This is a genomic window from Mesorhizobium sp. M0001 (genome assembly GCF_040324255.1).
Taxonomy (GTDB): domain Bacteria; phylum Pseudomonadota; class Alphaproteobacteria; order Rhizobiales; family Rhizobiaceae; genus Mesorhizobium.
Window position 1 is genome coordinate 1 of sequence record NZ_JAMYVS010000016.1, and the last position, 25,471, is coordinate 25,471.

Consider the following 25,471-nt stretch of genomic DNA (forward strand, 5'->3'; position numbering starts at 1 on the left):
CTCAAGAACATCGCCGATCCGGTTCGCGCCTATCGATTGCTGCTGGATCCCGCAGCATCGGGAAAGGTCACGGCCGCGCCACACCGGCCGAGCTCGCGCGTCATCATCCTGGCAGGCGCCGCCGCCTTGGCGATCGCCGCGATTGCCGGCATTTTCGCATGGCAGAAGTTCTCAGTGCCATCGCGGCCATCGGTTGCCGTGCTGCCGTTTGCAAACCTCGGCGGCGATCCAGGCCAGGACTATTTCGCTGACGGCATCACCGAGGATCTGATCACCGACCTCACCAAGCTGTCCGGTCTGGACGTCATCGCGCGCAACTCGGTGTTCGCCTACAAGAACAAGCCTGCAGCGCTGGCGGACGTCGCGCGCGACCTTGGCGTCCGCTTCGTTGTCGAGGGGAGCGTCCGCCGCACCGGCGAGCAGATCCGCCTCAATGCCCAGCTCATCGATACGGCAACGGGCGACAATCTGTGGGCCAACCGGTTCGACCGTGGCATGGCCGGCGTGTTTGCCGTCCAGCACGAGATGAGCGGCGAGATCGCCAAGGCGCTTGGCATGCAACCTTCGGCAGCGGAAAGCGAGCGCATGGCGCGGCCGCCGACGAGCAATCTCGAGGCCTATGATTACTATCTACAAGCCGAGACGGCGTCACGCAGCGTCCTGCAGGCCGGCCTGCGGGAGGCGCTCACGCTCTACGACAAGGCGGAGGAGCTTGACCCCGCCTTTGCCGAAGCCTTCGCGGCCGACGCGCGCACCACAATCTATATCTGGCGGGAGGCCTTCAACGACGTCATCCAGAGCGCGCCAGCACGAAAGAGAGCATATGAGAAGGCGAGCCGAGCTTTGGAACTCGACCCTGACCTTTCGTCGCCCTATGCAATTCTTGGGATCATGCAGGTCGTGAATCGCCGCTACGAAGATGCGATTGCCTCTGCCAAGAAGGCTGTTTCAATCGGTCCGGGCGATGCAGAGGCGCAAGCAGCCCTTGGATATGTTCAGTTATACGCCGGCAATCATGCCGAGGCAGCCACTGCGGTCGAGACGGCGCTCAGGCTCGACCCCGACCTCTCAGCGATCAACCGGGAAACTGCTGGGCTGGTTTTTCTGCTCCAGGGCAATGTCGAGAAAGCGATCGAGACTCTCGAGCACACACGCGACGATGCGTCCACGGTTGGCAACTTTCGGTTTACGCTCGCTGCGGCGTATGTCCGCGGCGGCCGCCTACCGAATGCGAAAGCCGCAATCGCCGAGGGGCTCCGCCTCGTAGCAGGGTCCAGCTACGTGGACTCTTTGGCTGGGTGGGAGATGACTCATGCACATTTTCGGAATCCGCAGGATCTGGCGATACTCGTCGCCGCACTGCGCCAGGCGGGCCTCCCCCAATGGCGCTTCGGCTTTACCCCGGCCGAACAGGACCAGTTACAGGGTGCCGAGATCGCGTCCCTCGTCATTGGCCATACACTGCAAGGCCAGATCGAACCCGGTCTCCAACCAGCCTTCCTTCAGATCGGAAGCGACGGCAAGGCGGCCTTCCGCTCTACGACGCGGCTAGTCACCGAGACCGTCTACGTCGATGGCGATCTGTTGTGCGAGCAGAGCGAGAACCTGTTCGGTCGCCCCGACTGTGGTCCCGTCTACAGACGTAACGACGCAGCCGGCAAAAGCTACTCCTATGCCAATACAAGCAAGGTGTTTCACTTCACCGTGGTTCGGTAGACGCACACGCGCGTCTCAATGATAGTGATCGAGTTCCAAATTGGCCGCGACCTTCGGCCAGTTGGCATCGGCTTTCGGGATATTTTCAGCTGCATGCGCGGCGAAATCATCCGCATTGTCGACGTCGTAGATCAGGTAGAGCTTGCCGTCGATAATCTTGAATGCCTCAGGATCGACATTGACCGTGACCCCCCCGCCCACGACTTCGCCGGCGCAGTACCCGCCATATTGAGGAGCGTACTTGACCGGTTCGCTCATGAACATTTCCTGGTGTTTCTTGCTGGCGAAATGCCAAGGTGTCCCCAGCCATTCATAAGTGAACTCTTCGGAGCCCTTCACGGCCTTGCCGTCAGTGAAGTAAGCGACCGTGTCGTAGCCCATGATCGCCACACCACCAAAATAGCCGGTGTTTACCGAATCGTCGGCACATGCCGATCCCGCGCCGGCGACCACAGCTACCGCGACCAGGGCAGCCGTCCCCAAACTCCGAACCAGTCGTAGCTTGATCATCGTGCTCATCTGTATCCTCCGTTAATCGTGGATCTCGGCGCACTTCGCCGCGTTCGCCTCGCCAAGAATTTTGGCTTGGCAGGTAGCACCATGGCGTTTGAAAAGTCGTATGATATCCGTGTTGCCCTTCCAGAATGCGCGCGTTATCGGCATGTAGCCATGCCCCTCGGCATGGTTCACATTGGCACCTTTCGCAATGAGGAACTCGGCCAGTTCAATGTGGTTTTCCTCGCCGGCCACCAGCAACGGCGTAGCACCCGCCTTGTTGGCGGCATCGTCGAGCACCGCGCCTTTTTCCAGCAGCAGCTTGGCGATCGGCAGGCTGCCCGAGAAGGCCGCCGCATGAAGCGGGGTAAAGCCGCCCGAGTTACGCGCCATGATGTCGGCACCCTTGGCCAGCAAGAAGTCGGCGATTTCCGGCTGGTTATCGAGCGCTGCAGCGATGAGCAGCGTTGCCTGGTCGCGCGCCCGGCTGTCGACGTCGGCACCGCCTGCCAGGGCTTGCTCCACGGCACCCTTGTCGCCGGCGGCGATGGAGTCGAACAACTGCTCACCTGCGGCTGCTGTTGTAGCCGCCAAAACCAGCATTCCAAGTGCCAGCAATCCGCGCATTGTGCAAGGTAGCATATTAGCTTGTGGTCATACAAGCTGTCCTGGGCACATCAGGTGGATCCAAGGCGGACGGCGCGGCCAGACATAGCGAACGCGGCCCAGGGCGGGAAGGCGTTAGTGCTACTGGCTTCGTCAGTACGGCACCGGTCCAGGCTGAATTTTGAAGAGCGTCGATTACCGAGGCGCCGAGCGGCGTCGAACGTAACCGCCTGTTGCTCCGTTGGGATAGCCGGTAAGCGCAAAGGTGGCCGTTGGCGGAAGTGTCCGCTTTCGGATGCAACTATGGCTTGCTCAATGACCGACATGGGGCGCAAAGCTGCCATTCGTAACCGGCGTACACATAGGAAGTGCATAGGACATTTCAGGAAAAGGCCCATTCCGCATCGGACGGCGTGACCAACCCCTGCCGCAGTCGGCTGTGAAGTTCATTCCACGACGGGTCTGTCACGAAGCCTTTCATGCTTCCACAAGCCTCGGCGAAGGAAATGTCGCCCAAACGGCCGATGAGATCACTCATCGCGCCGTTCCTGCCCTTCAGGAATAGCTCGAGCGGATCATCATCACACTCAATTACCCGATGTCCCCAAGCACCCGGTACGTCGTCGCTTGCGAGAGCCTGCTGAAGATCTTCATCCACGCCTGTGGCCTCAAGCGCCCGGGAGACGACATAGCGCATCAGGGGGTAATAGATCGGCTGATAGCTGCCTCCAAGCGCGCGCACGCCGGGCAGGATCGACAAAACCAGAAACATCAGCAGGAGATTCGGGACAAGGCTGCGATTTGCCAGCCGCTCAAGGATATCGGGGGCTGTGAAGCACGCCACCTTCATACCGGTCGCGGGATCGATGAGCTCTCCGGCAACCAGACGCAGCGGAAGGCGTTTGCCATTTTCGTAGAGCCAGAAGAAGTCGGTACCGCGCGCGAGCCAGCCACTCCAGGGGCCGGACGCGAGCCCATCGATGCCGGCAAGGATATTGGAGGCGAACTTCGGGTCTTCCAGCAGTCTCATGCGTAGCCAGGAATTTTCGTCCGACAGATGGTCGGCCACCAAGTCGGCGATATCCTCGTCGTCGATCTGCAGGAAGGCAAAGCGGTGTCCGAACATTCTTGGCCAAAGGATGAGATTGGCTGCCTTGATGGCATGCGCCGGCCGGTCGAATTGCGTTTTCGGCAGAAGGCTACGAAGCAGCGTGAGCGCGTCTCCCCCAGTATTTGGCTCCCTCGGTAACAACTCGAACCTGTAAGGTCCCGGCCCGGCTAGCAGGCTGTATCCGATCATCCGGCTTCGGCTCAGGCCAAAGACGTTGACCGGCTTGCCGTCAACGGTGATCCAGCCTGGTCCCTTGCGTGGCTTTTCGACGAGATTCACCGTCGAAACGGCGTAGGAAACGTAGGTCGAACAGCCATGCGCCGAGAGACCAAGGAGGCTGAAGATATGCGTATAATAGGCTTCCGGCTCCAGGAGGAGAAACAAATGAGGGCCTGTCTGCAACACGCGGCGCCTTTGGAAATCCCTGCAGATTTCCAAGGCGGTATCGGCAGACAACCCGTTTCGTGTCGCTGCCTTCCTGATGATGTCGAGTAGTTTGGTGAAGGCTCGGAGCCGGATTTCTGGCATGGGAACCGAAGCCGGCGCCGTAAACAGGCGAAACGCATAATCACGGATCGGCCGGGAATGGTATGGGCTCATCCAGGGGTAGAGTGCCGTCAGCGACCCCAGGACTGCCTGTTTCGCATCTACGCCTGCTGTTAGCTCTTCCACCTCACGTTTCACCTTTTTCTCGTGTCTGAATTACACCCACGCTCAAACACAAAATACTGACGAGGAGCGCCACGCCAAAGCTCAAGAAAATCGTCGAAGGAAATGCTCGATCTCCGACAGCGGCGGCGATGCCGAAGATGAGTAACCCGAGCACCACGGCCACACTATGCATAATGCCTTTGGCCCGGCCCAAAAGATAAATGGATACATGCGACTGCAATGTGACTTCAACGCTGACGCGTCCAAGATTGTATAGAAATCCGAGCGCGACAAAAAGGATCACTGTCCAGGGCGTGGGCAGAGATGCCAGCGCCATGAGTACCAGCGCCGTTAAGCCCAAAAGCATGAGATGCCGCACGTGGGTACTCATCGCTCTTTCAATCCGGAACAGAGAGACCGCACCGATCAGTGAGCCCGCCGACCACGCAGCCTCAAGGTAGCCGAAATCCGCGGCAGTACCCTTCTGCTCCTGGAAGACGAAGCTAGATCCCATGACGCTGACAAGCACCGCGCTTGTGTAGAGAAGCGCGTAGACGCCGATGAGACGACGCAGGCTTGGATCTAATTGTGCTGCCGAGATTTTGGCGAAGCGGACATCACGCGAAACCGGTTGCAGCCGCATCAAGGCTAGGCAGCCCGATGAAAACAAAAAGAAGGCAGCAATAACGGTGAATGGCAGGACTGGGGAGCGATCATGCAGCAAAGGCCCTGCAAGCAAAGCTGCGCCGAGATTGCCGACCTGCATGACGAAGAAGACGGCGGAATTCGAGGCTACAAGATCGCGGCCGTCAGCTATCACGGGGATCATTGATTGAGAGCTTGTAAGCGCGACACGGTCGCAAAACGAAAAGAGGGCCGCTGACAGACAGATAATCACAAACACGTCCATGTCGAGAAGCGCGCAAGCGGTAGCCAGCATAACGACGAAGCGGCTGAGGTCTGCCGCAACGTTCAAGCATCGCCTGTCAAATCGATCCGCCGCTACACCGGCCAGAGGGCTCGCGATGAATTCGACAACGCTGACGATCGCAAGGAACGTCGCCACGCCGGCGGTTCCGTACCCTCGCTCGACGAGAATCCAGGCGGATGCGATGTAGTAGCCGTTTCGGGCAACGGCCGCCGATAGCGTGCTGGCCAGGAATCCGAGGCAGGGACTGGACCGGCCGGCCCGTCCTTTGCCATGATGAACTCGAACCAGGTTTGACATGAGCGGCGTATCCGGCTGACCGCCGATGGATACCGTCTTCCGCCAAGCCTGCTTTACTGTGATGTTGGGGTTTTCCGATACTTGCTGAGAACCGACAAGCGGGGGGCTAGATTCTGCAGTTACGACGAAACTCCGTCGGGACCGCGCCGAATGCCCGCTTAAAGGCGGTCGTGAAATGGCTCGAGCTGCCGACACCACATTCCATCGCGATTTCCGTCGCCGACAGACTGGTCGATCGCAGCATGTCCGCGGCCTGCTCCAGCCGTCGCTGCGCAATGAATGCGTGCGGCGTCATGCCTGTCGACTGCTTGAAGGCCCTCCAGAAATGGAACCGGCTAACCCCAATTTCTTTCGCCAGATCGGCGAGCGTAGGTCTGCCGTCCGACAACGTCTCGATCATGTCCACCGCCCGCTTGAGATCGAACGATGACAAACCGCCTTTTGCCGGCTCCTGATGGAAGCCGTTCAACCTCAACATTTGGCCGAGCAATTGCGTGGCGTGGCACTCCACCATCGTTGCGCTGATGGGGTCAGGCTGCTTGAGCTCCAAGGCAATCCTCTGCAACGCCAACTCTACAGTGCCGTCCCGAAACCCGATCGACGGCGGCAGCACTGCCGGGCGATGGCGAGCCGTTCCCGCAAACACATCGTCGGCGAACTCTTTTGCAATCGAGACTAGGAGGTAGGAAGCGGTCGCGTCCCCCTCGTCCCACCCATTCCAATCACTGCCGGCGGGCATGAAGATTAATGAACCGGCCCGGCGCGGCAAAAAGGCAATCCGGCGCCCATCCACGATGTCTTCTCCGCGGCACGCCGTGCCCTTCAGGTTCATCAGGAACAAATGGTTTGGCTGCAGGATTCTTGTTTCCTGGCGCTCAAGCCCGGTTCTTTTGACCACGTCCGCCCGCACGCTCCCCCAATTCTCATATTTGTGTGTAAGCGACTGGTGCCGGGAACGGCGATTCTGGGTCGGGTCGAGCGCAAGAGTATTCACGTATCCGCAGCCTCCTTACTGGCGAGCGGCCAGTCGGCGCATGATGTGGCGAACCATGGGTTGCTGAACAACACGCAAATAACTCTGGATTGGTAGAAGATGTGACTTTAGCGAAAAAATGGCAAACGAGTGAAAGCCGCCTGTATCCGGCAGGCCTACCAGTTGGCTCAGCCAATACTTGAGCCCGGTGAAATATTAGACCCCACTTATCTTGGTGGAATTTCCCCCATCGACGTATCGGCATCTCACCAATGGAACGGTGCTGGAGGCATACTGCGATGCGTGGACTCGACGACTTTCTGGCTGAGTGCGACCACGGCCCACGGATCAACGGACTGGCAGGCTTTTTCGCGGCGACCGCCGCTGGCAAGAGCGGGATGCCAATCCGCAAGCCCGTCGCCGACGCCCGGCTTCTGCCGAGCGATGAACTGCTGCGCGGCCTGGTCAGCCTGCATGCGGCACGACAAGGCTTTTTTGACCAGCATTATCACGGCAGCATTCCCTACAGATTGGAGGAGGAGTGCCGGACGGCCTACGCAATGCTGAAATACGCACGGGATCGTGGTGGTCCGCATTCGCTATACAGCCTTGGAACAGCGGAAGGCACGATGGCGAGGACACTGTCCGAACTGTCGGAGGGACAGATACGCACACTGTCGTGCAGCCCGAACGCGGAGAATTACAATTGCTTCATGGCTTATGGCGAACCGCCGCACGCTGACTTCTTCGTCGGCCCCTTTCATCATTTGACAAAGGACGTCCTGCGTTCAGATCCGCGACTGGCAAATTTTGCCCACGGGTTCGACATCATTCTCGAAGATACGACCTTTCAGATGTACTCGCCCAACAGAGCAAGCCAGATCGAATTCGTGACCCAGCACCTCAAGCAGGACGGAATCTTCGTCTTCGTCGAAAAGTTCCGGGCAACCGAGGAGCCGGACTACAGGCGTCGCGAATACCAGAAGGATTTTGGGTTCAAGGCGCGCTATTTTCCCCCAGATGAAATCGAGAAGAAGCAAACCCTCGTTCTGGATACGATGTTCGGCAATGAGGTGACTTTGGCACAGATGGCCGACGCCATACGCCAGCATTTCAGCTACTGCTCACTGACGTGGAACAGCGGAAATTTCTGTAGCCTGGCGGCGAGCAATAGCGAGGAAAACCTAAACCGGTACCTCTCCCAGATGGCCACTCCGGCCATTCCGCACGAGTACGTCTACGAAACGAGCTTGTGTCCGCCCCTGCCCGTTAGCGTCCCTGCCGCGCAGGAATAGGCTCCTGCGCCTTGGGACAGGTCGACAACACGCTCCGCCGTTTGGACCATGTCTTCGCAGCTGTCGACCATGGCAGCCTCAGGCAGGCTGCAAGAGTTCTCAGAGTGAGGGAATCCTGTGTCAGCCGCAACATCGTAGCTCTCGAGCAGTTGCTCGACATGCAGTTGTTTGACCGCGACGTCCATGGCGTTCGGCTGACCGAGGCAGGCCGGGCCTGGGTCGATCTTGTCCGGGCCCATTATGAAGGCTTGCAGGATGCACTGGCTGGAGGTAGTCGCGGTCACCAGGATGTCAAAACGCTCAGGATAGGATTATGCGCCCAGATGGGGCGCACGTTCGTGACACGTCTCATCGATCGTTTTGGCCGTTTACATCCAGACGTGTGCGTCGAGATCGAAGACGTTCCACTCGAACAGTGCCTGGCGGCTATACGCCGCCGGCGCCTCGACATCGTCTTCACGCACGGGCTTGAGAACGCCGCCCTGTGCCGTAGCGAGATATTTGCGCACGAGCGTTTGTTCGTTCTCCTGCCCTGCTACCATCCGCTTGCAGAAAAGCCTGCGGTCAGATGGGCAGATCTTGCAGATACGTGTCTGCTGGTTTCAGGCGAATCCTCCCGGGATCCGCAATTGCTGGAGCATATCGCTGCGAATGGTGGCCCCGCTATCCAGATATGTCGCGCCAGCGAAGCAACGGTCATCCTCAAGGTGCAACTCGGTCAAGGCGTCACTCTGGCGGGCGAGGGTTTTGCCAGGACAGTCGCCATCGACGCCACAGTGTGGAAACCGATCCGTGGGCAGAGCAGCATCAGTTGGATCAAGGCAGTGTGGCTTGAATCGAACCCAAAGCGCGCGCTCTTGCGGCTGGTTGGGACCGCAAGAAACATGGCGACAGCAGCACGACCCGGGACCTGTCAATGGAGGAGCTCGCCGCGGCGCGATTTCTGAAGTCACGCCATGAATGGGAGGCGCGACTGACCGGTTCGACTTCGGTCCCCAGGCCCTTAGCCAGCACTTTCCGAACGCTTTGCCCTGGCAAAGCCCCGATCCGTCGCAATGAACCGCTCCAACATCGCAACGATGAGGCGCGGCGCATCGGCGGGCCGGTGCCCCGCTTCGCGGCCGAGGATCTCGGCATAAGCGGTCAGGTCACGGTGCAATGCCGCGGGAAGCTCCACCATGACCTTGACAGGTTTGTCGTCAGCGATTGGCCCCAGTTTCAGCTTGGCCATTTCAGCCTCCATAAGGTTCAAGCACGAGATCGCGCGTGACGATGACGCGCACCGGGTATCCCGGTCGGATGGCGAGTGTCGGCGCTATATTGAGCTGCCGCTGCACGATCTGCTGGCCTGTCTGGCTGATGCTGTCGGAAGCACCCTGACGAAGAGCGCGCATGATGTCGCTCTCCTGGCCCGATGAGCCTGCCTGCGCGCCGATGCTCAGAACCGTGGAGAGCGCTGCAGCCTTGAAGAGCTCGCCCCAGTGATAGTCAACGCCGTCCTCGAGCCCAGCATAGCCTTCCGCGTCCGCGCCAGGCTGACGTTCCAGAATGATGGAGCGGCCGTTCGGAAAAATCAGTCTGGTCCAGACCAGCAACACGCGACGCTGGCCGAAGCCGACACCATTGTCATACTGGCCGATGAGGCGCGTCCCCTGCGGAATGAGACGGACTTGTCCGGTGGGGCTGTCATAGACATTCTCCGTCACCTGCGCGGTAATCTGACCCGGCAGGTCGGAGCGAATGCCGGTGATGAGGGCGGCCGCGATGACAGCGCCCGCCTGCAGGACGTTTTTCGACGCCGGCGCCGCGACGCGATCAGGCGAGACGGTTCGCTTGTCCGCCGGCTGATCAAGGAACGCGCGCTGCCGGTCCTGCGCCGAGGGCGTGGCCGGCTGCGGCGCGAACCCAAGGCTGGAGAGATCAGGCCGTGGCACGGTTTCTGTCGTGACTTGAGCGACGGTCGTGTCACTTGCAGGCCGCGTTTGCGTGGACGCGAACAAGCGCGCCGTCCTCGCCGCTTCCAGTTCCTGCTCCCGGCGCTGCTCCTCCTGGTCCAGTCCAACGGGACCTGTTGATAGCGCGGGGCCGCCATTCTGCGCGGCGAGGATCGGGCGGCCGAGATCGCCGGGAAGCGGTGGGCCAAGCTTTGGGACGCCTGCATAGTCCTTTGGCAGGCCGGCGAGCCCATCGGGCGTCGAGCGATTGTCGGTTGAGTACAGCTCCTGACCCTGGCCTTGTTGACGGTTCTGCAGCGCGTAGATCAGCGCACCGCCGACAGCGAGGCTTGCGGTGAGCCCCAACGCGGCCAGCGCCTTGCGGGACAGACGCGTCACCCGCGGTTGCTCGGCGCGCAGCCGCATGGCTGCGGCCGGCTCGCCTGTCAGGGGCCGGGCGTCATCCTCGACCGACGCCTCCGGCCGGGCGTCATCCGCCGGCCCCCGGCCCTCTTCCTTCCCTGGATCCAATCTGTCGCTCATGATGACGACCCTCCCCTGTTTGTTCGGAGGGACGTCGCTTGCGGGGTCTCACCAGGGCCACGCATCCATGAAAATCGACTGCTCTTCACCCCATCGGTGCGGGAGATGCGGATGCGCTGCTGGTTCTTGCCGGCGCCGAAGCGCAACTCGGCGGCGGCAAACAGCCGGTCGACGATCATGTAGTTGCCGCGCACGCGATAGTTGACCAGCTCGGACGTGTCACCGTCCGGCCCGACGACGAAGAGTGGCGGCATCTCGCCCTGGCCGATGCCCCGCGGGAATTCGATGAACACCTGCTTACCATCGTCGAAGGCGCGCAACGGCCGCCAGGGTGCGCGATCGCCAGTCACGTCGTAGCGGAAATTGACGCGAGAAAGATCGATGCCCGTCGAGACCGGCTGCACAGCTTCAGCCTCTTGGTTCTGACGCCGCAAAGCGATGAGTTGGTCCTGCGGATATTGCCAGGAAACCGATGCCATATAGGTCGAAGGCGTCGAGCGCAGTTCCATGTGATAGGTCCGCCGATCGGTGTTGATGACGAGATTGGTGAGAAGGTCGGCGCGCGTCGGCTTGACGAGGATGTGGACCTGCTTGGCGCCGCCCGTACCGCTCTCGGTATCGCCGATGATCCAGCGCACGGTGTCGCCGGCGGCGACGGGACCGGAGCCGACGAGCTGCTCGCCGGGCTGCAGCGCGATGTCGGTGATCTGCCCCGGCGAGGCATAAACCTGATAGAGCGCGCCATCGACGAACGGATAGACCTGCATCGAGTTGATGAAGCCGTTGCGGACAGGCTGGACGCGCGCGGCCGCATTGGCCAGGTTCACGCGCGCGGCCGGATCGGTCGGTTCCGGGTCGGGCTTTGCGGCCTTGCCGACCGGCTTCAACTGGCCTGGAAGCGGCAGCGGCTTGGACAGCTCCACCACCTTGACGGGCGGGGGCGGATCGACCGCCTGCACGGCCGGGACCGGATCGTCATAGGAAATCTCCGGCGGCTTCTGCCTGGTGGCACAGCCCGCAAGCGCCGAGGTCAAAAGCAGAAGTGCTGGAAAGGCCATTTTGCGTAAGGCCGGCATTGCGCGAACGAGGAAAGCCGGACACCCCCGGGGGGCGGTGTTGCAGAGTGCGGGCATCATTGTCCAAGCTCCTTCGACCAGTTGATGGCGTTGATGTAGATGCCGAGCGGATTCTTCCTCAGCGTGTCGGCGTCGCGCGGGGGCTGCATGACAATGGTGAGAATGGCCGACCAGCGCTCCGTGGAAGCGAGTGATCCATCCTGATAGCGGCGTTCGATCCAGGCGATGCGGAAGCTCACCGGCGATGCGCGGATGACCGACGACACATCGACGGCGACCTGCTGCTTGCCGACCTTGGTGAACGGGTCATTGGCGCGCGCATAGTCGTTGAGAGCCAGCGCCCCGCCCTGCGTCGCGAAGTCGTAGGCGCGCAGCCAGTTCTGCCGCACGATGACCGGATCGGCGGGGATCGACCTCACCTGTTCGATGAAGTGTGCCAGGTAGAAGGCAATCTGCGGATCGCTCGGCTGATAGTCGCCGATCGCGGGTCCCACGGCCTGCGCCTGGCCGAGACGATCGACCTGCACCACCCAAGGCACGATCGAGCCTTTCGCGGATTGCCAGATGAGCGCTGCGGAGAAGCCCGCGGCGAGCGCCAGGCAACCGAAAGCCATATACCGCCAGTTGCGCGCCTGCACGCGAGCGGAACCGATGCGCTCGTCCCAGACCTGCGCAGCACGCTGGTAGGGCGTCTCGGGTTGTGCGGATCTGCCGTAGTGCGTGGACGGTCGTTTGAACATGCTTAGTCTCTTTCAGAGAGGTTGATCGAGGAGCCGCCGCCATGGCTGTCGCCACTGCGGACAGCGTGGGCGGCGGCCTGGACGCCATGGGACATCTGTTGCGAGCGCTTCATGCGCTTCGCCCAGGCAGGCTGACTTTCAGTGGCGGAGGACGCAACGGGAGCGGAGCTGGCTTCGGGCGCGTTCGCGCCGATTGTGCCAGCCGTGGAGGATCCGCCTGTCGTCTGGAAGGCAGCGCGAGCGCCGGACTGGAAGCTCTGCTTCATGCTGCCTGCCGCATTATTTGCCGCTCGCTTCAGCGGTGAGATGGCGCCCTGCGCGCCGGCGCTGATGACACCGCCGAGCCCGGATGCGACGCCGGAAAAGCCTGACTGTCCCGCCGCGCCGAGGCCGTAGGCTGTGGATGCCCTGCCCGCGGTGGCGGCACCGCCACGGGCCGCCGTTGCAGCACCGCTGCTGACAGCCACGCCTCCGGACACGATGGCGCCGCCGGCCGCTGTGCCCACTGCTGCCATGCCGCCGGCGGCGAGCCCGGTGCCGACCGCCGCACCCGCGCCGAGCTGCGGGCCGCCGGAGACGAGACCGTTGGCGATACCAGGTCCAAATATGCCAAGGCCGAGCAGCGACAGCGCGGCCAGCACGATCGCCATGGCGTCGTCGATCGACGGCGTGGTCCCGCCGAATCCGGAAGTGAACTCGGAGAAAAGGGTTGAGCCGATGCCGATGATGACGGCGAGCACGAGCACCTTGATGCCGGACGAGATGACGTTGCCAAGCACCCGCTCGGCCATGAACGCGGATTTGCCGAACAGACCGAAGGGTATCAGCACGAAACCGGCGAGCGTCGTCAGCTTGAACTCGATCAGGGTGACGAAGAGCTGGATCGCCAGGATGAAGAAGGCCAGCAGCACCAGCGCCCAGGCGAAGAACATGCAGGCGATCTGGATGAAGTTCTCGAAGAAGGACAAATAGCCCATCATGTTCGAGATCGAGTCCAGCAACGGCCGGCCGGCATCGAGCCCGGTCTGCGCCACCTTGCCCGGGCGCATGAGATCGTTGACGGTAAAACCCGTACCCGAGGCCTTCAGGCCAAGCCCGGCGAAGCTTTCGAAGACGATGCGGGCGAGATTGTTCCAGTTGGAAATGAGGTAGGCGAAGACGCCGACGAAGAGCGTCTTCTTGACGAGGCGCGCCATGATGTCCTCGTCGGCACCCCAGGACCAGAAGAGCGCCGCCAGCGTCACGTCGATGACGATCAGAGTTGTGGCGATGAAGCCCACCTCGCCGCCGAGCAGGCCGAAGCCGCTGTCGATGTAGCGTGTGAAGACTTCGAGGAAATGGTCGATGACGCCCATGCCACCCATGTCAGCGCGGCTCCGGCCGAGGCGGCTCGACCTGCATCGCGGGAGCGGTCACATCCGTCCCCTCCCCTTCTTGCCGGTCGCCTGACGCGGGCACATTCGGAAACAGCGTTGTCGGCGCTACCGGCGCAGGCGCGGTTGCCGAGTCACGTTGACGGAGAAACCGGCGCCGGCTCTCTGCCCAGGCTTTCAGACAACCGGGATCGCGAGGACCGGCCTCGCCGATCCCGGAACAGCGGCGCAATTCGAACGCGAGCAGGTCTTGTGACGCGGTGGAACGGTCCCGTGTCCCAAGGGCGTCAGGCTCATCGTCCTTGCTGCTCATCTCGATCGCGGTCACTGTCAAAGCGACCGCGATGAAGACGACCGCACTGACACGAGCGAGGATCTTGCCATCCATCGCTCCGGCCTCAGTTCTTGCCATAGAACATCTGCGCACTGCCGGGTTGGTAGCCCGAGCCCTGCGTCAGGAAGCGGCGGCGCTGCTCCCGGCCCTGGTCGGCGGCGGTGGCCTGCTCGGCCGATTGCAACGCTTGCGCCCGACCATTCGCGGCGACGACAGCGGTGAGATCGGCAAGCTGCTGCGCCTGAAGCCCGAGGAGCTGGTTGCCGGCCTGTGTTGCCTGAAGCGCGCCCGTCGCACCCTGGCTTTGGCCGACCAGTGCCGACATCTCACTGCGATTGGTGTCAATGTTGCCGACGACGCCCGCCTGCACACGCATAGCGTCCTGAAGGCCACCAACCGTGTTGCCCCAGCGCGAGCGCGCGTCGGCGACGAGTTGCTGATCCGAAGCCGATAGCGAGACGTTGCCGTATTTCTGCTGGAAGGCCTGATCGATCTGCCGCACGTCATAGGCAACGTTCTGCGCCTGACTGAGCAGTTGCTGCGTACGCTGCACGGACTGCTGAAGCTGTTCCAGCGAGGAGAACGGCAGGCTTGCGAGATTGCGCGCCTGGTTGATGAGCATCTGCGCCTGGTTCTGGAGCGAGGTGATCTGGTTGGTGATCTGTTCGAGCGAGCGCGCTGCCGTCAGGACGTTTTGCGAATAGTTCGAGGGATCGAAAACGATCAAGGCCTGTGCCGGTGTCGTCAGGAAAGGCGAGAGCGCGGCAGGAGCGACAAGCAGTGCGGCGGCGAACCGCATGCCAAGGGAACGGCGTTGTTTCATGGGGACTTCTCCTTGTTGGTGAGGGCGGGGCTGGTTAGGGCGGGAACGAGTTCAGCGGCCCAGCCGACGCCACGGTGGGTGAGCCAGGCAGCGAGGAACCCGTCGCGGCCATGCTCGGCGACGATGCTGGCGATCGCGGCCTGGTCGGTCTTCGCGGATACAGCGCAGAGCGCGAGTGCCACATCCGACAGACCGAGCTCGAACAGCCGGTTGCCGCGTCGGGACTGGCAGTAATAGTCGCGCTTTGGCATCGCCCGCGCGATGATCTCGATCTGCCGATCGTTGAGGCCGAATCGACGATAGATCGCCGTGATCTGCGGCTCGATGGCGCGCTCGTTCGGCAGGAGAAGCCGGGTCTGGCAGCTCTCGATGATCGCGGGCGCGATTGCCGAGCCGTCAATGTCGCTGAGCGACTGCGTGGCGAAGATGACGCTGGCGTTCTTCTTGCGCAGCGTCTTTAGCCATTCGCGGAGCTGGCCGGCAAAACCCTCATCGTCCAGCACAAGCCAGCCTTCGTCGATGATGAGAAGGGTTGGCGAGCCATCGAGCCGGTCCTCGATGCGATGGAAGAGATAGGACAGGACGGCGGGCGCGGCACCTGTTCCGATCAGCCCCTCGGTTTCGAATGCCTGGACCGACGCCGATCCGATATGCTCGTGCTCGGCATCGAGCAGGCGGCCATAGGGACCTCCTACGCAATAGGGACGTAATGCCTGCTTGAGATCGTTTGATTGCAGCAGCACGACCAGGCCGGTGATGGTGCGCTCCTCGACAGGCGCGGACGCCAGAGAACTCAACGCCGTCCAGATATGCTCCTTGATCTCAGGCGTGATCGTCACATTCTCACGCGTCAGGATCGCCACGATCCAGTCGGCGGCCCAGGCGCGCTCGGGGACATCGTGAATGCGCGCGAACGGCTGAAGACTGACGCTATCGGACGCTCCATCGCTGAGATCGCCGCCGAGATCATGCCAGTCGCCGCCCATGGCGAGTGCCGCCGCGCGGATCGAGCCGCCGAAATCGAAGGCAAATACCTGTGACCCCGCATAGCGGCGGAACTGCAGCGCCATCAGCGCCAAGAGCACGGACTTGCCCGCGCCTGTCGGGCCGACGATCAGCGTGTGGCCGACGTCGCCGACATGAAGCGAAAGCCGGAACGGGGTCGAGCCTTCGGTCTTGCCGAAAAGCAGAGGGGGCGCTGCAAGATGCTCGTCCCGCACCTCGCCCGCCCACACCGCGGAAAGCGGAATGATGTGGGCGAGATTGAGGGTGGAGATGGGAGGTTGACGGACGTTGGCGTAAACGTGACCCGGCAGGCTGCCGAGCCAGGCGTCGACGGCGTTGATGGTTTCGATAATTGCCGTGAAATCGCGGCCCTGGATGACCTTTTCGACCCGGCGCAGTTTCTCGTCGGCGATGCCAGGATCATCGTCCCAAACAGTCACCGTCGCGGTGACATAAGCCATGCCCGCATAGTCGGCGCCGAGCTCCTGGAGCGCCATGTCGGCATCAGCGGCCTTGTTTGCGGCGTCGGTGTCCACGAGGACGGACGCCTCGTTGGTCATCACCTCCTTGAGGATCGCGGCGACCGATTTGCGCTTGGCGAACCATTGACGCCGGATCTTTGTCAGCAGCCGGGTCGCATCAGTCTTGTCGAGCAGGATCGCGCGTGTCGACCAGCGATACGGGAAGGCCAGCCGGTTCAGCTCGTCGAGCAGACCCGGCGTGGTCGCGGTCGGGAACCCCGTGACCGTGAGAATGCGCAGATGCAACGCGCCAAGCCGCGGCTCAAGCCCGCCGGTCAGCGGCTGGTCGGCCAGCAGGACATCGAGATACATCGGCGTTTCGGGAACGCGGACACGGTGGCGATTGGTCGAGACGCAGCCATGCAGATAGGTCAGCGTCTCGGCGTCATCGAGCCAGCGGCACTCCGGCATGAAGGCTTCGACTAGGCGCAGGACGCGGTCGCTGCGGTCAGTGAACCCGGTCAGCACCTCATTGGGGTCGAGGCCCTTCTTCTCCCGCCCTTCGTAGAGCCAGCTTTCCGCGCGGGCGGTGTCTTCGGCGGGCGCAAGATAGGTGAGCGTCAGGAAGTAGCTGGACTCGAAATGCGCGCCGGCCTCCTCGAAGCCCGCCTTGCGCTCCGCATCGACCAGCGTCGAGGCCGCATCCGGAAAGCTGCTGTCGGGATAGCGCGTCGAGGCATGGCGCTGTGCCTCGACGAAGATCGCCCAGCCGGAGCCGAGGCGGCGGAAGGCATTGTTGAGCCGGCCGGCGACGGCGACCAGTTCGGCCGGCACGGCGCTGTCGAGATCGGGACCGCGAAAACGCGCGGTGCGCTGGAAGCTGCCGTCCTTGTTGAGGACGATTCCAGCGCCGACCAATGCCGCCCAGGGCAGGAAGTCGGCGAGCCGGCTGCTGCGGTTGCGATATTCGGCAAGGTTCATCATAGGTGCGACCTCGCTTAGACCGTGAGATGCGCGGGTATGCGCAGGTGCCGGCGAACGACGTCGGCGAAAAGCGGATCGCGCTTGGCCGCCCAGACTGCGGCAACATGGCCGATCGCCCAGATGGCGATGCCGACGAGCCACAGACGCAGCCCCAGCCCCACGGCGCCCGCGAGCGTCCCGTTCATGATCGCAATGGCGCGCGGGGCGCCACCGAGCAGGATCGGCTCCGTCAGCGCGCGGTGTACAAGGACCGTATAGCCGGGCACTGTATAATCCGGCATTGGGCCGCCCTGTTCGACAGCGCCCGCCATCAGACCAGCGCTCCGCCGCCGAACGAGAAGAACGACAGGAAGAAGCTCGACGCCGCGAAAGCGATGGACAGGCCGAACACGATCTGGATGAGCCGGCGGAAGCCGCCAGACGTGTCGCCGAAGGCGAGCGTCAGGCCGGTTACGATGATAATGATCACCGCCATGATCTTGGCGACCGGACCTTCGATCGATTGGAGGATCTGTTGCAGCGGCTGTTCCCACGGCATTGACGAGCCGGAGGCATAAGCGGGCGCGGCCATCACCAGGATGAGCGTGGCACCGGAGACGGTCATGGCGAGACGATGGCGCGCGAGGCGCAGGCGTTGGATCATGGAATTTCTCCTTCAGGGCTTTGGATGAGCAAGGTCGGGCTGTCGTCGCCCTCGAGGACGGCTGGCGCGACCCGGTAATCGCCGTCCGGGCTCAGGCCATCGACACGGGCGAGTTCGGACAGTCGGCGGGCTGAGCCGCGGCCGGAAAGGACGGCAACCAGGTCGATCGTCTCGGCGATCAGCGCGCGTGGAACCGTGACCACGGCTTCCTGGATCAGCTGCTCCATCCTTCGGAGCGCACCTATGGCGCTGCCGGCGTGGATCGTGCCAAGGCCGCCGGGGTGGCCGGTGCCCCAGGCCTTGAGCAGTTCGAGCGCCTCGGCCCCGCGCACCTCTCCGACTGGAATGCGGTCGGGGCGCAGGCGCAGCGATGAGCGAACAAGATCGGAGAGCGACGCGACACCGTCTTTCGTTCGCATCGCCACGAGATTCGGCGCTGCGCATTGCAGTTCCCGCGTATCCTCGATGATCACGACGCGATCGACGGTCTTGGCCACCTCGGCCAACAGCGCGTTGATCAGCGTGGTCTTGCCCGTGGAGGTGCCGCCTGCAATGAGGATGTTCGCGCGGTTGGCAACGCCCTGGCGCAGCGCGTCCACCTGCTGCGCCGACATGATTCCGGTCGCGACATAATCTTCGAGGGTGAAGATGGCGACGGCGGGCTTGCGGATCGCGAAGGCGGGCGCCGCGACGACGGGAGGAAGAAGCCCTTCGAACCGCTCCCCCGTCTCGGGCAGCTCGGCCGAGACACGTGGGGCGCCGGCATGGACTTCGGCACCGACATGATGAGCGACGAGGCGAACGATGCGCTCGCCGTCCGCTGCTGACAAACGCTCTCCTGTGTCGGACAACCCCTCGGACAGGCGGTCGATCCACAAACGTCCATCGGGATTAAGCATCACTTCGACGATGCCGGCGTCGTCGAGATAGCGCGCGATCGCAGGTCCGAGCGCTGTGCGCAGCATGCGTGCGCCGCGCGCCAGACCTTCTGAATTGTGAGGCGAAGCTGCCATCCTGTCCCCGTTTCGATCCGGGGGAACATGGACGGCCCCTGGACGGGGATGATTAAGAGAGCCGCATCTCGAGTGGTTTCAACACCTATATCGAGGCGTAGTGGCGTAGCGTGCAAATACAGGAGATTGGCGGTGCCGACCTGTGATCAAGGCCGGCGATCTTCAGGCAAGGGCGGCGCTCGCCGTCAATTGTGCGCTCGTCGGTAAAGCCGTCAGATCACGCGGCTTCAGCACGAGTTGACCGTCGAGGCTTGTGGCGAACCACCACGTCGACCTTGTAGTCGAGCCGGTCCAGACAGCGAACCAGCCTGTCTATTGAAAACTTACCCGTTCGCCCTGTGGCGATCGCGGAGACGTCGGGCTGTTTCATTCCGAGCAGTTCAGCCGACTTCGCCTGGGTCAGGCGCCGGCGCTTGATAATGGCGCGGATCTCGCGGGCCAGCTTGGCCTTGAGCAATTCCTCTTCGGGATTGTCAAAGCCGAGGTCCGCAAACACGTTGCCGCTGCTCACTTCGGCGGTGATGTCTTCCGTCATGACTTTGTTCCTTTCCCATAGTTTTCACGATAGTGCGCCTCGGCCGCCTTCAATCGTACTGTGACGAGATCGATTTCATGCTTGGGTGTCTCCCTGCCCCTCTTCGACTTCTTCTGGAAGCAATGAAGGACGTAGATCACGCCAGCGAAGCGGACGGTGTAGACGGCGCGGTAGGTATCTCCGTCGAAGTCGTCGACCACCTCGAGGATGCTGCGGCCCCCAAACCCTTTCAGGGCTTTGACAGCCGGGTGCTCCTCACCATTCTGGGCGTCGTTGATTGCGACACCCATCAACCGGCGAACATCGACCGGAAACTCGCGCAGGTCATCCTTCGACGATCCCATCCATACCGTGAGCTTTTGGTTTTTCATTCGCCCTTTGCCTTATAGCATACAGACTATAATTTTCAACGAAAAGATCCTGACACCGCCTAGCCACTGAGATAACTGGTTCGGCTCAGACGGCTGCTTTTTCTAGAAGCTCATAAAGGCGTGGTCCCTCATGCAATCACGGATCTTGAATTGCGGATTTCGCGCCCAACATGGTTCCCGTATCAGCGACCCTGCCCTGCGGCTGTCTAGCTCTTGTCTGCCAAACCCCCCGACAGGTTGGCAACGCGAGTTCCATGACAACATATCGTTACAATACTTTGATATGCTTGACATATCGATGCTTGCAAAATCTCGGTCCGCCAGTCCGTTCAGCGCGCGGGCGTGCCGGGCTGGTGTGTGTCCAGACCGCCATCGATGTCCTCGGAGATCTCCTGCCGAAGCTTTGGACCTCTCGCCAGGCGCCGGCCGAGCGCGGTGACGAAGGCATCATAGCGCTCGCCAGCCTTGGAGTGGGCTGCCTGTGCCGCGGGCTCGGGCAAAGCCGGCGTTGTCGCCAGCCAGAAGCGGACGAAAACAGCGAGCGTCTCCACGGCAATCGCGACATCGCGCTCCTGGCGCGTCATACGGCGGTCCAGCTGGTCAAGCCGCTTGGTGATCGCCGCCTCCTGCCGCTCGGCGGCATCGGGTGAGAGGAACGACTCGATTGCCGCCTCCGCGACGAGCGACCGTGAAAAATCACGGCGCGCCGCATGTTCGGCCAGCCTGCTCATGACCTTCGGATCGAGATAGACGGACAGGCGTTGCTTGCGAGGTGGCTTTACCATGGGAGCCTCACATATCCACGCCGTCGCCGGGGTCGAGCGACGCCTGCCGCGCAACGCCCTGCATCAGGCGCGTCAGTCGACGGTTGCGGGCAACCTCGTCCTCCACGTCATCCAGGTGATCGATCTCGAATTCGTTCTCGGTCGAAGGCTTCACGACCTGCTCGACGCGACTGAGCTCGGGTTGCCGACGACGCTCGGAATCAGTTGTGTCGTCATCCGTGGCCAACGGCGCCGACATGGCTTCAGCAATCTGCGGACGAGAAGGCAGAGGCAGGTTCGTCCAGTCGTCCGGCCTCCCCTCCTCCGCCGCCGCCCTCAGCAGCGGCGGCGGCAGGATACGTTCCCGGAAGCGAGCATCCTCATGATAGCGCGCCTTTTTGGCGCGGATCGGCGGCGCACCCGCGACCATGACGATCTCGTCGGTCGCCGGCAGCTGCATGACTTCACCCGGCGTGAGCAGCGGGCGAGCCGTCTCCGAGCGGGAGACCATGAGATGACCGAGCCACGGAGACAGCCGGTGGCCGGCATAGTTCCTCATGGCCCTCATCTCGGTCGCTGTTCCCAGCGCGTCGGACACGCGCTTGGCGGTGCGCTCGTCATTGGTGGCAAAGCTTACCCGGACATGACAGTTGTCGAGGATCGAATTGTTGGCGCCGTACGCCCTCTCGATCTGGTTGAGGGATTGAGCGATCAGGAAGCTTTTCAGCCCGTAGCCGGCCATGAAGGCGAGCGCCGATTCGAAAAAATCGAGGCGGCCAAGCGCCGGGAACTCGTCGAGCATCAGGAGCAGCCGGTGCCCTTTCGCCCTGACCTGCAGATCTTCAGTCAAGCGGCGGCCGATCTGATTGAGGATCAGGCGAATGAGCGGCTTGGTCCGATTGATGTCGGACGGCGGCACGACGAGGTAGAGTGTCGTCGGATGCTCGTCGTCGATAAGGTCGCTGATGCGCCAGTCGCAGCGGCGCGTGACCTCTGCCACGACAGGATCGCGATAGAGGCCAAGAAATGACATGGCGGTGGACAGCACGCCGGAGCGTTCGTTGTCTGATTTGTTCAAGAGCTCTCGCGCGGCGCTGGCGATGACCGGGTGCGGACCAGCCTGCCCCAGATGCGCGGTTTTCATCATCGCGGACAACGTCGATTCGATCGGACGCTTTGGATCGGAGAGGAATCCGGCGACGCCGGCAAGCGTCTTGACCGGCTCGGCGTAGAGGACGTGCAGGATCGCGCCGACCAGCAGGGCATGGCTGGCCTTCTCCCAATGGTTTCGCCTCTCGAGCGAGCCTTCGGGATCGACCAGGATGTCGGCGATGTTTTGAACGTCGCGGACTTCCCATTCGCCGCGACGCACCTCGAGCAGCGGGTTGTAGGATGAGGATTTGGGATTGGTGGGATCGAACAGCAGGACCCGCCCATGCATGGCGCGGAAGCCCGCGGTGAGTTGCCAGTTTTCGCCCTTGATATCGTGAACGACGGCGGAGCTCGGCCAGGTCAGCAGCGACGGGACGACCAGGCCGACACCCTTGCCCGAACGTGTGGGCGCAAAGCACAGCACATGCTCCGGTCCATCGTGGCGCAGATAGGCGCCGTCAAAGCGCCCAAGCACCACCCCATCGGAGCCGAGAAGGCCCGTTGCCTTGACCTCCTGCTTGTCGGCCCAGCGGGCGGAGCCGTAGGTCTCGACCTTCTTGGCCTCTCGAGCCCGCCAGACCGACATGCCGATGGCGACGGCGACGCAGGCGAAACCGCCGAAAGCCGCGATAAAGGCTCCCTCTACGAAGATCGACGGCGCGTAGGCATCGAAGCCATACCACCACCAGAAGAATGACGGCGGAAGGTAGAACGGAAAGCCCAGGACACGGAACCATGGCCTGCCCAGCTCGGGCTGGAATGCCAGGCGCCAGGCCACCCACTCCGTCGCGCCCCAGGTCGTGAACAGTACGATCATCAAGACGGCGAGGATCTGGCCCCAGAGAATTTTGGTGGCGGACATGCTGCAGTCCTTTCTTCAAATTGAGACTAGATGCCGAGGCCTCGCTTGCGGCCAAAACTCCAGTCGATGCCGTCGTCATTGCGAGCGACGCCAGAGACGTGGCTGCCAAGATGTTTTTCCAGGGACGGCGTCCAAGGCACCAGTTGGAAACCGAGGCCGTCATCGATCATGGCGAAGCGGCCGGAGGCGAGCGTGAAACGTTGCCGGTAGGAACCGGCCACAAACTCACCACTGCGAACGCGGTTGAACGGCTGGCCGGTTTCGGCCGAGAGCTTTTCGCCGAGCGCCTCCAACTCGCAGCGACGCAGCGTGTCTATCAGGTTGCGGGTGAAGGTTGTGCGTTGGCCATGCCGCTCGCCGAGGCCCCGTTGGACGAGGTGGTCGGCACGGAGCTGCATCGCCTGCCGCACCTCGGCGCCGAAGCCGCCTTCCGACAACGCAGTCGGTTCGCGGGCGATGTTCTGGCGATCGAGCCAGGTAGCGCCGGCGGCGGTAACCTGCCGCTCAATATCGAGATCGGAACGGACAGCGAGTGCTGCGCGCCCATGTCCCTGCGCGTCATGGAACTTGCGCAGCTCAACGATGGAACCCGGAGCGCTGTCGCCGGCGGCATCGAGATCGGACAGCTTGATGTGATGGGTGCGGCCGTCGGTGCCATCGATCACGGCGTAGGCACTGCCCTTCAACTCGTCATCGAGACCACGGTCGACCAGCCGACCGACGATTGGCGTGTCGAGGCGCTCCGCCGCGAGCACATAGGTCGCCGACCCGCGCTCGATGCCCTGTTCTGTCAGGGCGCGGTGCATCCGCTTGATGATGTCACCGCGTTCGCCAAGCTCGCGCAGCGTCGCCTCGGCCTTTTCGTCGATCCTCCATTGGCCTGGGCCGACCTGTTCGGCAAGGCCAAGCGTTTCGAGCTTGCGCGCCCGCCCGACCTTCAGCACGTGATACTCATCGGGCTGAGCGCTCGCCGGGGACGCAAGATCGACAACGCCTGTGTCGCGGCAATCGCGAACAAGCTGCCGGTCAAGCTGGGTCCAACGTTCGGCCTCGACCTGACGCTGCAGATTGCGGCGGATGTCGAGATCGGTGCGCGGGCCGAGCTCCTGGGTAACGAGGTCGGCGGCGCGGGCGCGCATTCCCTCCTTGATGTAATCGCGGGAGATCACGAGATCCTGCCCGTCATCAGTGCGGCCGCGCAGGATGATGTGAAGGTGCGGATTGTCGGTGTTCCAGTGATCGACGCCAGCCCAATCCAGTTTCGTGCCGAGGTCCTTTTCCATCTGACCCATCAGATCGCGGGCGAAGGATTTGAGGTCCGCCATGTCGACGGCATCTTCCGGCGAGACGATGAAACGGAAGTGGTGCCGATCATCGCCGCACCGCTCGGCAAAAGCACCGCCATCCACCTCCCCGTCCTCCGGCCCGAACAGCCTTGCCTTCTCCCCGTCCCGGGTGACGCCCTCGCGGCGCAGATAGGTGAGATGAGCGGCAAGCGGGGCGCCGCGCGCGTGATGGCGCACCAGCCGTGTCTTGATGATCACGGCTCGCGAGCGGCCGGTGAGGAGACGATTGGCGCGCACGCTCGCCGAGCGGCCACGCCCGAAGGTCGAGCGATTGCCCGGGCTGATCCGGCCGGAGCGAGAGATGCGGGCGCCGGCCTTCCGGGCGGCGGCAAGCGCCTGCGCGATGAAGGGCCTGGCGCGCTGGGCACTGGGCGAGCGGATGCGGCCGGGCCGGATGCGGAAACCATCCTCGTCAGTCATCGTGAAGATCCGCACATCGTCTCAAGGCACCGAAATCACAGGTGAAACGGTGTTCCGGCGAGGTGCGCCACTTGTTCGCACCTCGCGGAAATGCCACATAACCTCTTGAAACAGCACAACCGATCGACGCCGCACCTCGCGGCCTTTTATCTCGCCATCCTTCGGTTGTTCTGCACATTTTCCGCCTCCACCCACGCCATGGTGCGCTGGAGCTTGCGGTTGCGCAAAGACGCCCATGTGCGCTCATGGCTGTATCCCTTCGCCCGCTCGCGCCACGAAGAGGCCTTCGGACAGCGGCACGATGGCGGACACATCGCGCACGGTGGGCGCAGAGCTCGCGTCATTTGGTGGTCGCTCGGTTGGCACCCGAGCGACAGCTTGTTTGCGATCCGGCTGACCGACGAACAGCGAGCCGCGCTTCCAGGGAATGGCCTCGACAGACGTAACGGCGAAAGGGCGCATACCCTCGCTTTCACCGATCAGGGGCGCAAATGCGGCGACATAGGCGCGGGTCTCGGCCGGTAACGGACGCCCAGTGAGGTAGGCCTGGTAGCGTGCAGGTCCCGCATTGTAGGCGGCCAGAAATCCCGGAGAGCCGAAGCGATCGTGCAGTTCGCGCAGGTACGCCGTTCCAGCCAGGATGTTGTCCCGGGGATCGAATGGATCGCGGCCAAGCGACCAGCGGGCGCGCAGATAGTCCCATGTTCCGGGCATGATCTGCATCAAGCCGCGGGCGCCTGCGCTGGAGACGGCACGCATATCGCCCGCACTCTCCTTGCGCATGATGGCGCGTATCAACGCGGTCGGGACGCCGAAGCGGTGCGAGGCTTCTGCGATATGCGCGCCGAACGGATCGCGTTGCGACGATCGTGTGAGAGGTGTTTCCTGCGCCACTGCCGCCGGCATGACGGTCGCGACGGACAGGCCGCAAAGGAGGAGCAGAGCCATGCGCCAGGCAGCGCGAAGCGGCCCGGGCGCACCGCGATGGCTCGTCGACGGACGGCGAGCGCGCATCGT

At 62.7% G+C, this 25,471-nt stretch carries 25 protein-coding genes; 3 read left to right on the forward strand and 22 right to left on the reverse strand.

The features are described from left to right. Positions 1-1,716: tetratricopeptide repeat protein (locus NKK50_RS27720; RefSeq protein ID WP_352544218.1), on the forward strand; the 1,716-nt coding region annotated here is incomplete at its 5' end. A gap of 15 nt (positions 1,717-1,731) precedes the next feature. Here NKK50_RS27720 and NKK50_RS27725 read toward each other — a convergent pair. The 5 genes from NKK50_RS27725 to NKK50_RS27745 form a co-directional block, all read right to left on the reverse strand. Then, the gene (locus NKK50_RS27725; RefSeq protein ID WP_023716196.1) at positions 1,732-2,235 is read right to left on the reverse strand and encodes a YHS domain-containing (seleno)protein; all 504 of its coding nucleotides are present in this window, start codon (positions 2,233-2,235) and stop codon (positions 1,732-1,734) included. Between the two features lie 12 nt (positions 2,236-2,247). Then, on the reverse strand, positions 2,248-2,838 hold the full coding sequence (locus tag NKK50_RS27730) for an ankyrin repeat domain-containing protein (RefSeq protein ID WP_023695862.1): 591 nt from the start codon (positions 2,836-2,838) through the stop codon (positions 2,248-2,250). 361 nt (positions 2,839-3,199) lie between these two features. Then, positions 3,200-4,612, reverse strand: coding sequence for a hypothetical protein (locus NKK50_RS27735; RefSeq protein WP_155923635.1), 1,413 nt, complete (start codon positions 4,610-4,612; stop codon positions 3,200-3,202). After that, positions 4,602-5,807, reverse strand: a complete 1,206-nt coding sequence (locus tag NKK50_RS27740) for an MFS transporter (RefSeq protein ID WP_023673783.1) — start codon at positions 5,805-5,807, stop codon at positions 4,602-4,604. The genes NKK50_RS27735 and NKK50_RS27740 overlap by 11 nt, the downstream gene beginning before the upstream one ends. Before the next feature lie 106 nt (positions 5,808-5,913). Next, positions 5,914-6,801, reverse strand: coding sequence for a helix-turn-helix transcriptional regulator (locus NKK50_RS27745; RefSeq protein ID WP_352544219.1), 888 nt, complete (start codon positions 6,799-6,801; stop codon positions 5,914-5,916). Between the two features lie 278 nt (positions 6,802-7,079). Between NKK50_RS27745 and NKK50_RS27750 the strand changes: the two genes are divergently transcribed. After that, a complete protein-coding gene (locus NKK50_RS27750) occupies positions 7,080-8,075 on the forward strand; it encodes a class I SAM-dependent methyltransferase (RefSeq protein ID WP_023694972.1) in 996 nt (331 codons plus the stop codon). An 11-nt stretch (positions 8,076-8,086) separates the two neighbouring features. Then, a complete protein-coding gene (locus tag NKK50_RS27755; RefSeq protein WP_023716199.1) occupies positions 8,087-9,022 on the forward strand; it encodes a LysR family transcriptional regulator in 936 nt (311 codons plus the stop codon). Between the two features lie 56 nt (positions 9,023-9,078). On the opposite strand, the gene NKK50_RS27760 is transcribed toward NKK50_RS27755, so the two are convergent. From NKK50_RS27760 to NKK50_RS27840, 17 genes are all read right to left on the reverse strand, one after another. After that, complete coding sequence (locus NKK50_RS27760) at positions 9,079-9,306, reverse strand: DUF2274 domain-containing protein (RefSeq protein ID WP_023716200.1); 228 nt, start codon at positions 9,304-9,306, stop codon at positions 9,079-9,081. 1 nt (position 9,307) lies between these two features. Beyond that, complete coding sequence (locus tag NKK50_RS27765; protein ID WP_023716201.1) at positions 9,308-10,552, reverse strand: TraB/TrbI/VirB10 family type IV secretion system protein; 1,245 nt, start codon at positions 10,550-10,552, stop codon at positions 9,308-9,310. Beyond that, positions 10,549-11,688 carry a P-type conjugative transfer protein TrbG gene (gene trbG / locus NKK50_RS27770; RefSeq protein WP_023829991.1) on the reverse strand — a complete coding sequence of 380 codons (1,140 nt, stop codon included), beginning with the start codon at positions 11,686-11,688 and terminating at the stop codon, positions 10,549-10,551. The genes NKK50_RS27765 and trbG overlap by 4 nt, the downstream gene beginning before the upstream one ends. Then, the gene (gene trbF, locus NKK50_RS27775; protein ID WP_352544220.1) at positions 11,685-12,368 is read right to left on the reverse strand and encodes a conjugal transfer protein TrbF; all 684 of its coding nucleotides are present in this window, start codon (positions 12,366-12,368) and stop codon (positions 11,685-11,687) included. Before trbF ends, trbG begins: the two co-directional genes overlap by 4 nt. A 2-nt stretch (positions 12,369-12,370) precedes the next feature. Further along, on the reverse strand, positions 12,371-13,732 hold the full coding sequence (trbL, locus tag NKK50_RS27780) for a P-type conjugative transfer protein TrbL (protein WP_352544221.1): 1,362 nt from the start codon (positions 13,730-13,732) through the stop codon (positions 12,371-12,373). Between the two features lies 1 nt (position 13,733). Further along, positions 13,734-14,129, reverse strand: coding sequence for a putative entry exclusion protein TrbK-alt (gene trbK-alt / locus NKK50_RS27785; protein WP_023731538.1), 396 nt, complete (start codon positions 14,127-14,129; stop codon positions 13,734-13,736). A gap of 10 nt (positions 14,130-14,139) precedes the next feature. Then, entirely contained in the window at positions 14,140-14,898 is a 759-nt protein-coding gene (trbJ, locus tag NKK50_RS27790) for a P-type conjugative transfer protein TrbJ (protein ID WP_023731539.1), read from the reverse strand. Further along, a complete protein-coding gene (gene trbE, locus NKK50_RS27795; protein WP_286456769.1) occupies positions 14,895-17,348 on the reverse strand; it encodes a conjugal transfer protein TrbE in 2,454 nt (817 codons plus the stop codon). Before trbE ends, trbJ begins: the two co-directional genes overlap by 4 nt. A gap of 14 nt (positions 17,349-17,362) precedes the next feature. Then, on the reverse strand, positions 17,363-17,659 hold the full coding sequence (locus tag NKK50_RS27800; RefSeq protein ID WP_023673515.1) for a VirB3 family type IV secretion system protein: 297 nt from the start codon (positions 17,657-17,659) through the stop codon (positions 17,363-17,365). After that, the gene (locus tag NKK50_RS27805; protein ID WP_023673516.1) at positions 17,659-17,991 is read right to left on the reverse strand and encodes a TrbC/VirB2 family type IV secretion system protein; all 333 of its coding nucleotides are present in this window, start codon (positions 17,989-17,991) and stop codon (positions 17,659-17,661) included. Before NKK50_RS27805 ends, NKK50_RS27800 begins: the two co-directional genes overlap by 1 nt. Continuing rightward, positions 17,988-19,004, reverse strand: a complete 1,017-nt coding sequence (gene trbB / locus NKK50_RS27810) for a P-type conjugative transfer ATPase TrbB (RefSeq protein WP_023697514.1) — start codon at positions 19,002-19,004, stop codon at positions 17,988-17,990. The genes NKK50_RS27805 and trbB overlap by 4 nt, the downstream gene beginning before the upstream one ends. Before the next feature lie 217 nt (positions 19,005-19,221). Then, positions 19,222-19,539, reverse strand: coding sequence for a helix-turn-helix domain-containing protein (locus NKK50_RS27815; RefSeq protein WP_006338687.1), 318 nt, complete (start codon positions 19,537-19,539; stop codon positions 19,222-19,224). Continuing rightward, complete coding sequence (locus NKK50_RS27820) at positions 19,536-19,883, reverse strand: type II toxin-antitoxin system RelE/ParE family toxin (protein WP_031203332.1); 348 nt, start codon at positions 19,881-19,883, stop codon at positions 19,536-19,538. The genes NKK50_RS27815 and NKK50_RS27820 overlap by 4 nt, the downstream gene beginning before the upstream one ends. 356 nt (positions 19,884-20,239) lie before the next feature. Then, positions 20,240-20,695 carry a ribbon-helix-helix domain-containing protein gene (locus NKK50_RS27825; protein ID WP_023673519.1) on the reverse strand — a complete coding sequence of 152 codons (456 nt, stop codon included), beginning with the start codon at positions 20,693-20,695 and terminating at the stop codon, positions 20,240-20,242. Between the two features lie 7 nt (positions 20,696-20,702). Continuing rightward, entirely contained in the window at positions 20,703-22,688 is a 1,986-nt protein-coding gene (locus NKK50_RS27830) for a conjugal transfer protein TraG (RefSeq protein ID WP_352544222.1), read from the reverse strand. Between the two features lie 26 nt (positions 22,689-22,714). Continuing rightward, the gene (locus NKK50_RS27835) at positions 22,715-24,454 is read right to left on the reverse strand and encodes a relaxase/mobilization nuclease domain-containing protein (protein WP_023697513.1); all 1,740 of its coding nucleotides are present in this window, start codon (positions 24,452-24,454) and stop codon (positions 22,715-22,717) included. 243 nt (positions 24,455-24,697) lie between these two features. Then, positions 24,698-25,468 carry a lytic transglycosylase domain-containing protein gene (locus tag NKK50_RS27840; RefSeq protein ID WP_050588961.1) on the reverse strand — a complete coding sequence of 257 codons (771 nt, stop codon included), beginning with the start codon at positions 25,466-25,468 and terminating at the stop codon, positions 24,698-24,700. Positions 25,469-25,471: the final 3 nt, after the last annotated feature.

Coding starts and splice junctions, on each gene's coding strand:
- NKK50_RS27800 (WP_023673515.1), bottom strand. CDS start 17,659: ATGGCGGGCGCTGTCGAACAGGGCGGCCCAATGCCGGATTATACAGTG.
- trbL (WP_352544221.1), bottom strand. CDS start 13,732: ATGGGTGGCATGGGCGTCATCGACCATTTCCTCGAAGTCTTCACACGC.
- NKK50_RS27760 (WP_023716200.1), bottom strand. CDS start 9,306: ATGGCCAAGCTGAAACTGGGGCCAATCGCTGACGACAAACCTGTCAAG.
- trbJ (WP_023731539.1), bottom strand. CDS start 14,898: ATGAAACAACGCCGTTCCCTTGGCATGCGGTTCGCCGCCGCACTGCTT.
- NKK50_RS27750 (WP_023694972.1), top strand. CDS start 7,080: ATGCGTGGACTCGACGACTTTCTGGCTGAGTGCGACCACGGCCCACGG.
- NKK50_RS27740 (WP_023673783.1), bottom strand. CDS start 5,807: ATGTCAAACCTGGTTCGAGTTCATCATGGCAAAGGACGGGCCGGCCGG.
- NKK50_RS27725 (WP_023716196.1), bottom strand. CDS start 2,235: ATGAGCACGATGATCAAGCTACGACTGGTTCGGAGTTTGGGGACGGCT.
- trbE (WP_286456769.1), bottom strand. CDS start 17,348: ATGATGAACCTTGCCGAATATCGCAACCGCAGCAGCCGGCTCGCCGAC.
- NKK50_RS27820 (WP_031203332.1), bottom strand. CDS start 19,883: ATGGGATCGTCGAAGGATGACCTGCGCGAGTTTCCGGTCGATGTTCGC.
- NKK50_RS27830 (WP_352544222.1), bottom strand. CDS start 22,688: ATGTCCGCCACCAAAATTCTCTGGGGCCAGATCCTCGCCGTCTTGATG.
- NKK50_RS27835 (WP_023697513.1), bottom strand. CDS start 24,454: ATGACTGACGAGGATGGTTTCCGCATCCGGCCCGGCCGCATCCGCTCG.
- trbG (WP_023829991.1), bottom strand. CDS start 11,688: ATGATGCCCGCACTCTGCAACACCGCCCCCCGGGGGTGTCCGGCTTTC.
- NKK50_RS27840 (WP_050588961.1), bottom strand. CDS start 25,468: ATGCGCGCTCGCCGTCCGTCGACGAGCCATCGCGGTGCGCCCGGGCCG.
- trbF (WP_352544220.1), bottom strand. CDS start 12,368: ATGTTCAAACGACCGTCCACGCACTACGGCAGATCCGCACAACCCGAG.
- trbK-alt (WP_023731538.1), bottom strand. CDS start 14,129: ATGGATGGCAAGATCCTCGCTCGTGTCAGTGCGGTCGTCTTCATCGCG.
- NKK50_RS27805 (WP_023673516.1), bottom strand. CDS start 17,991: ATGATCCAACGCCTGCGCCTCGCGCGCCATCGTCTCGCCATGACCGTC.
- NKK50_RS27730 (WP_023695862.1), bottom strand. CDS start 2,838: ATGCGCGGATTGCTGGCACTTGGAATGCTGGTTTTGGCGGCTACAACA.
- trbB (WP_023697514.1), bottom strand. CDS start 19,004: ATGGCAGCTTCGCCTCACAATTCAGAAGGTCTGGCGCGCGGCGCACGC.
- NKK50_RS27765 (WP_023716201.1), bottom strand. CDS start 10,552: ATGAGCGACAGATTGGATCCAGGGAAGGAAGAGGGCCGGGGGCCGGCG.
- NKK50_RS27825 (WP_023673519.1), bottom strand. CDS start 20,695: ATGGTAAAGCCACCTCGCAAGCAACGCCTGTCCGTCTATCTCGATCCG.
- NKK50_RS27815 (WP_006338687.1), bottom strand. CDS start 19,539: ATGACGGAAGACATCACCGCCGAAGTGAGCAGCGGCAACGTGTTTGCG.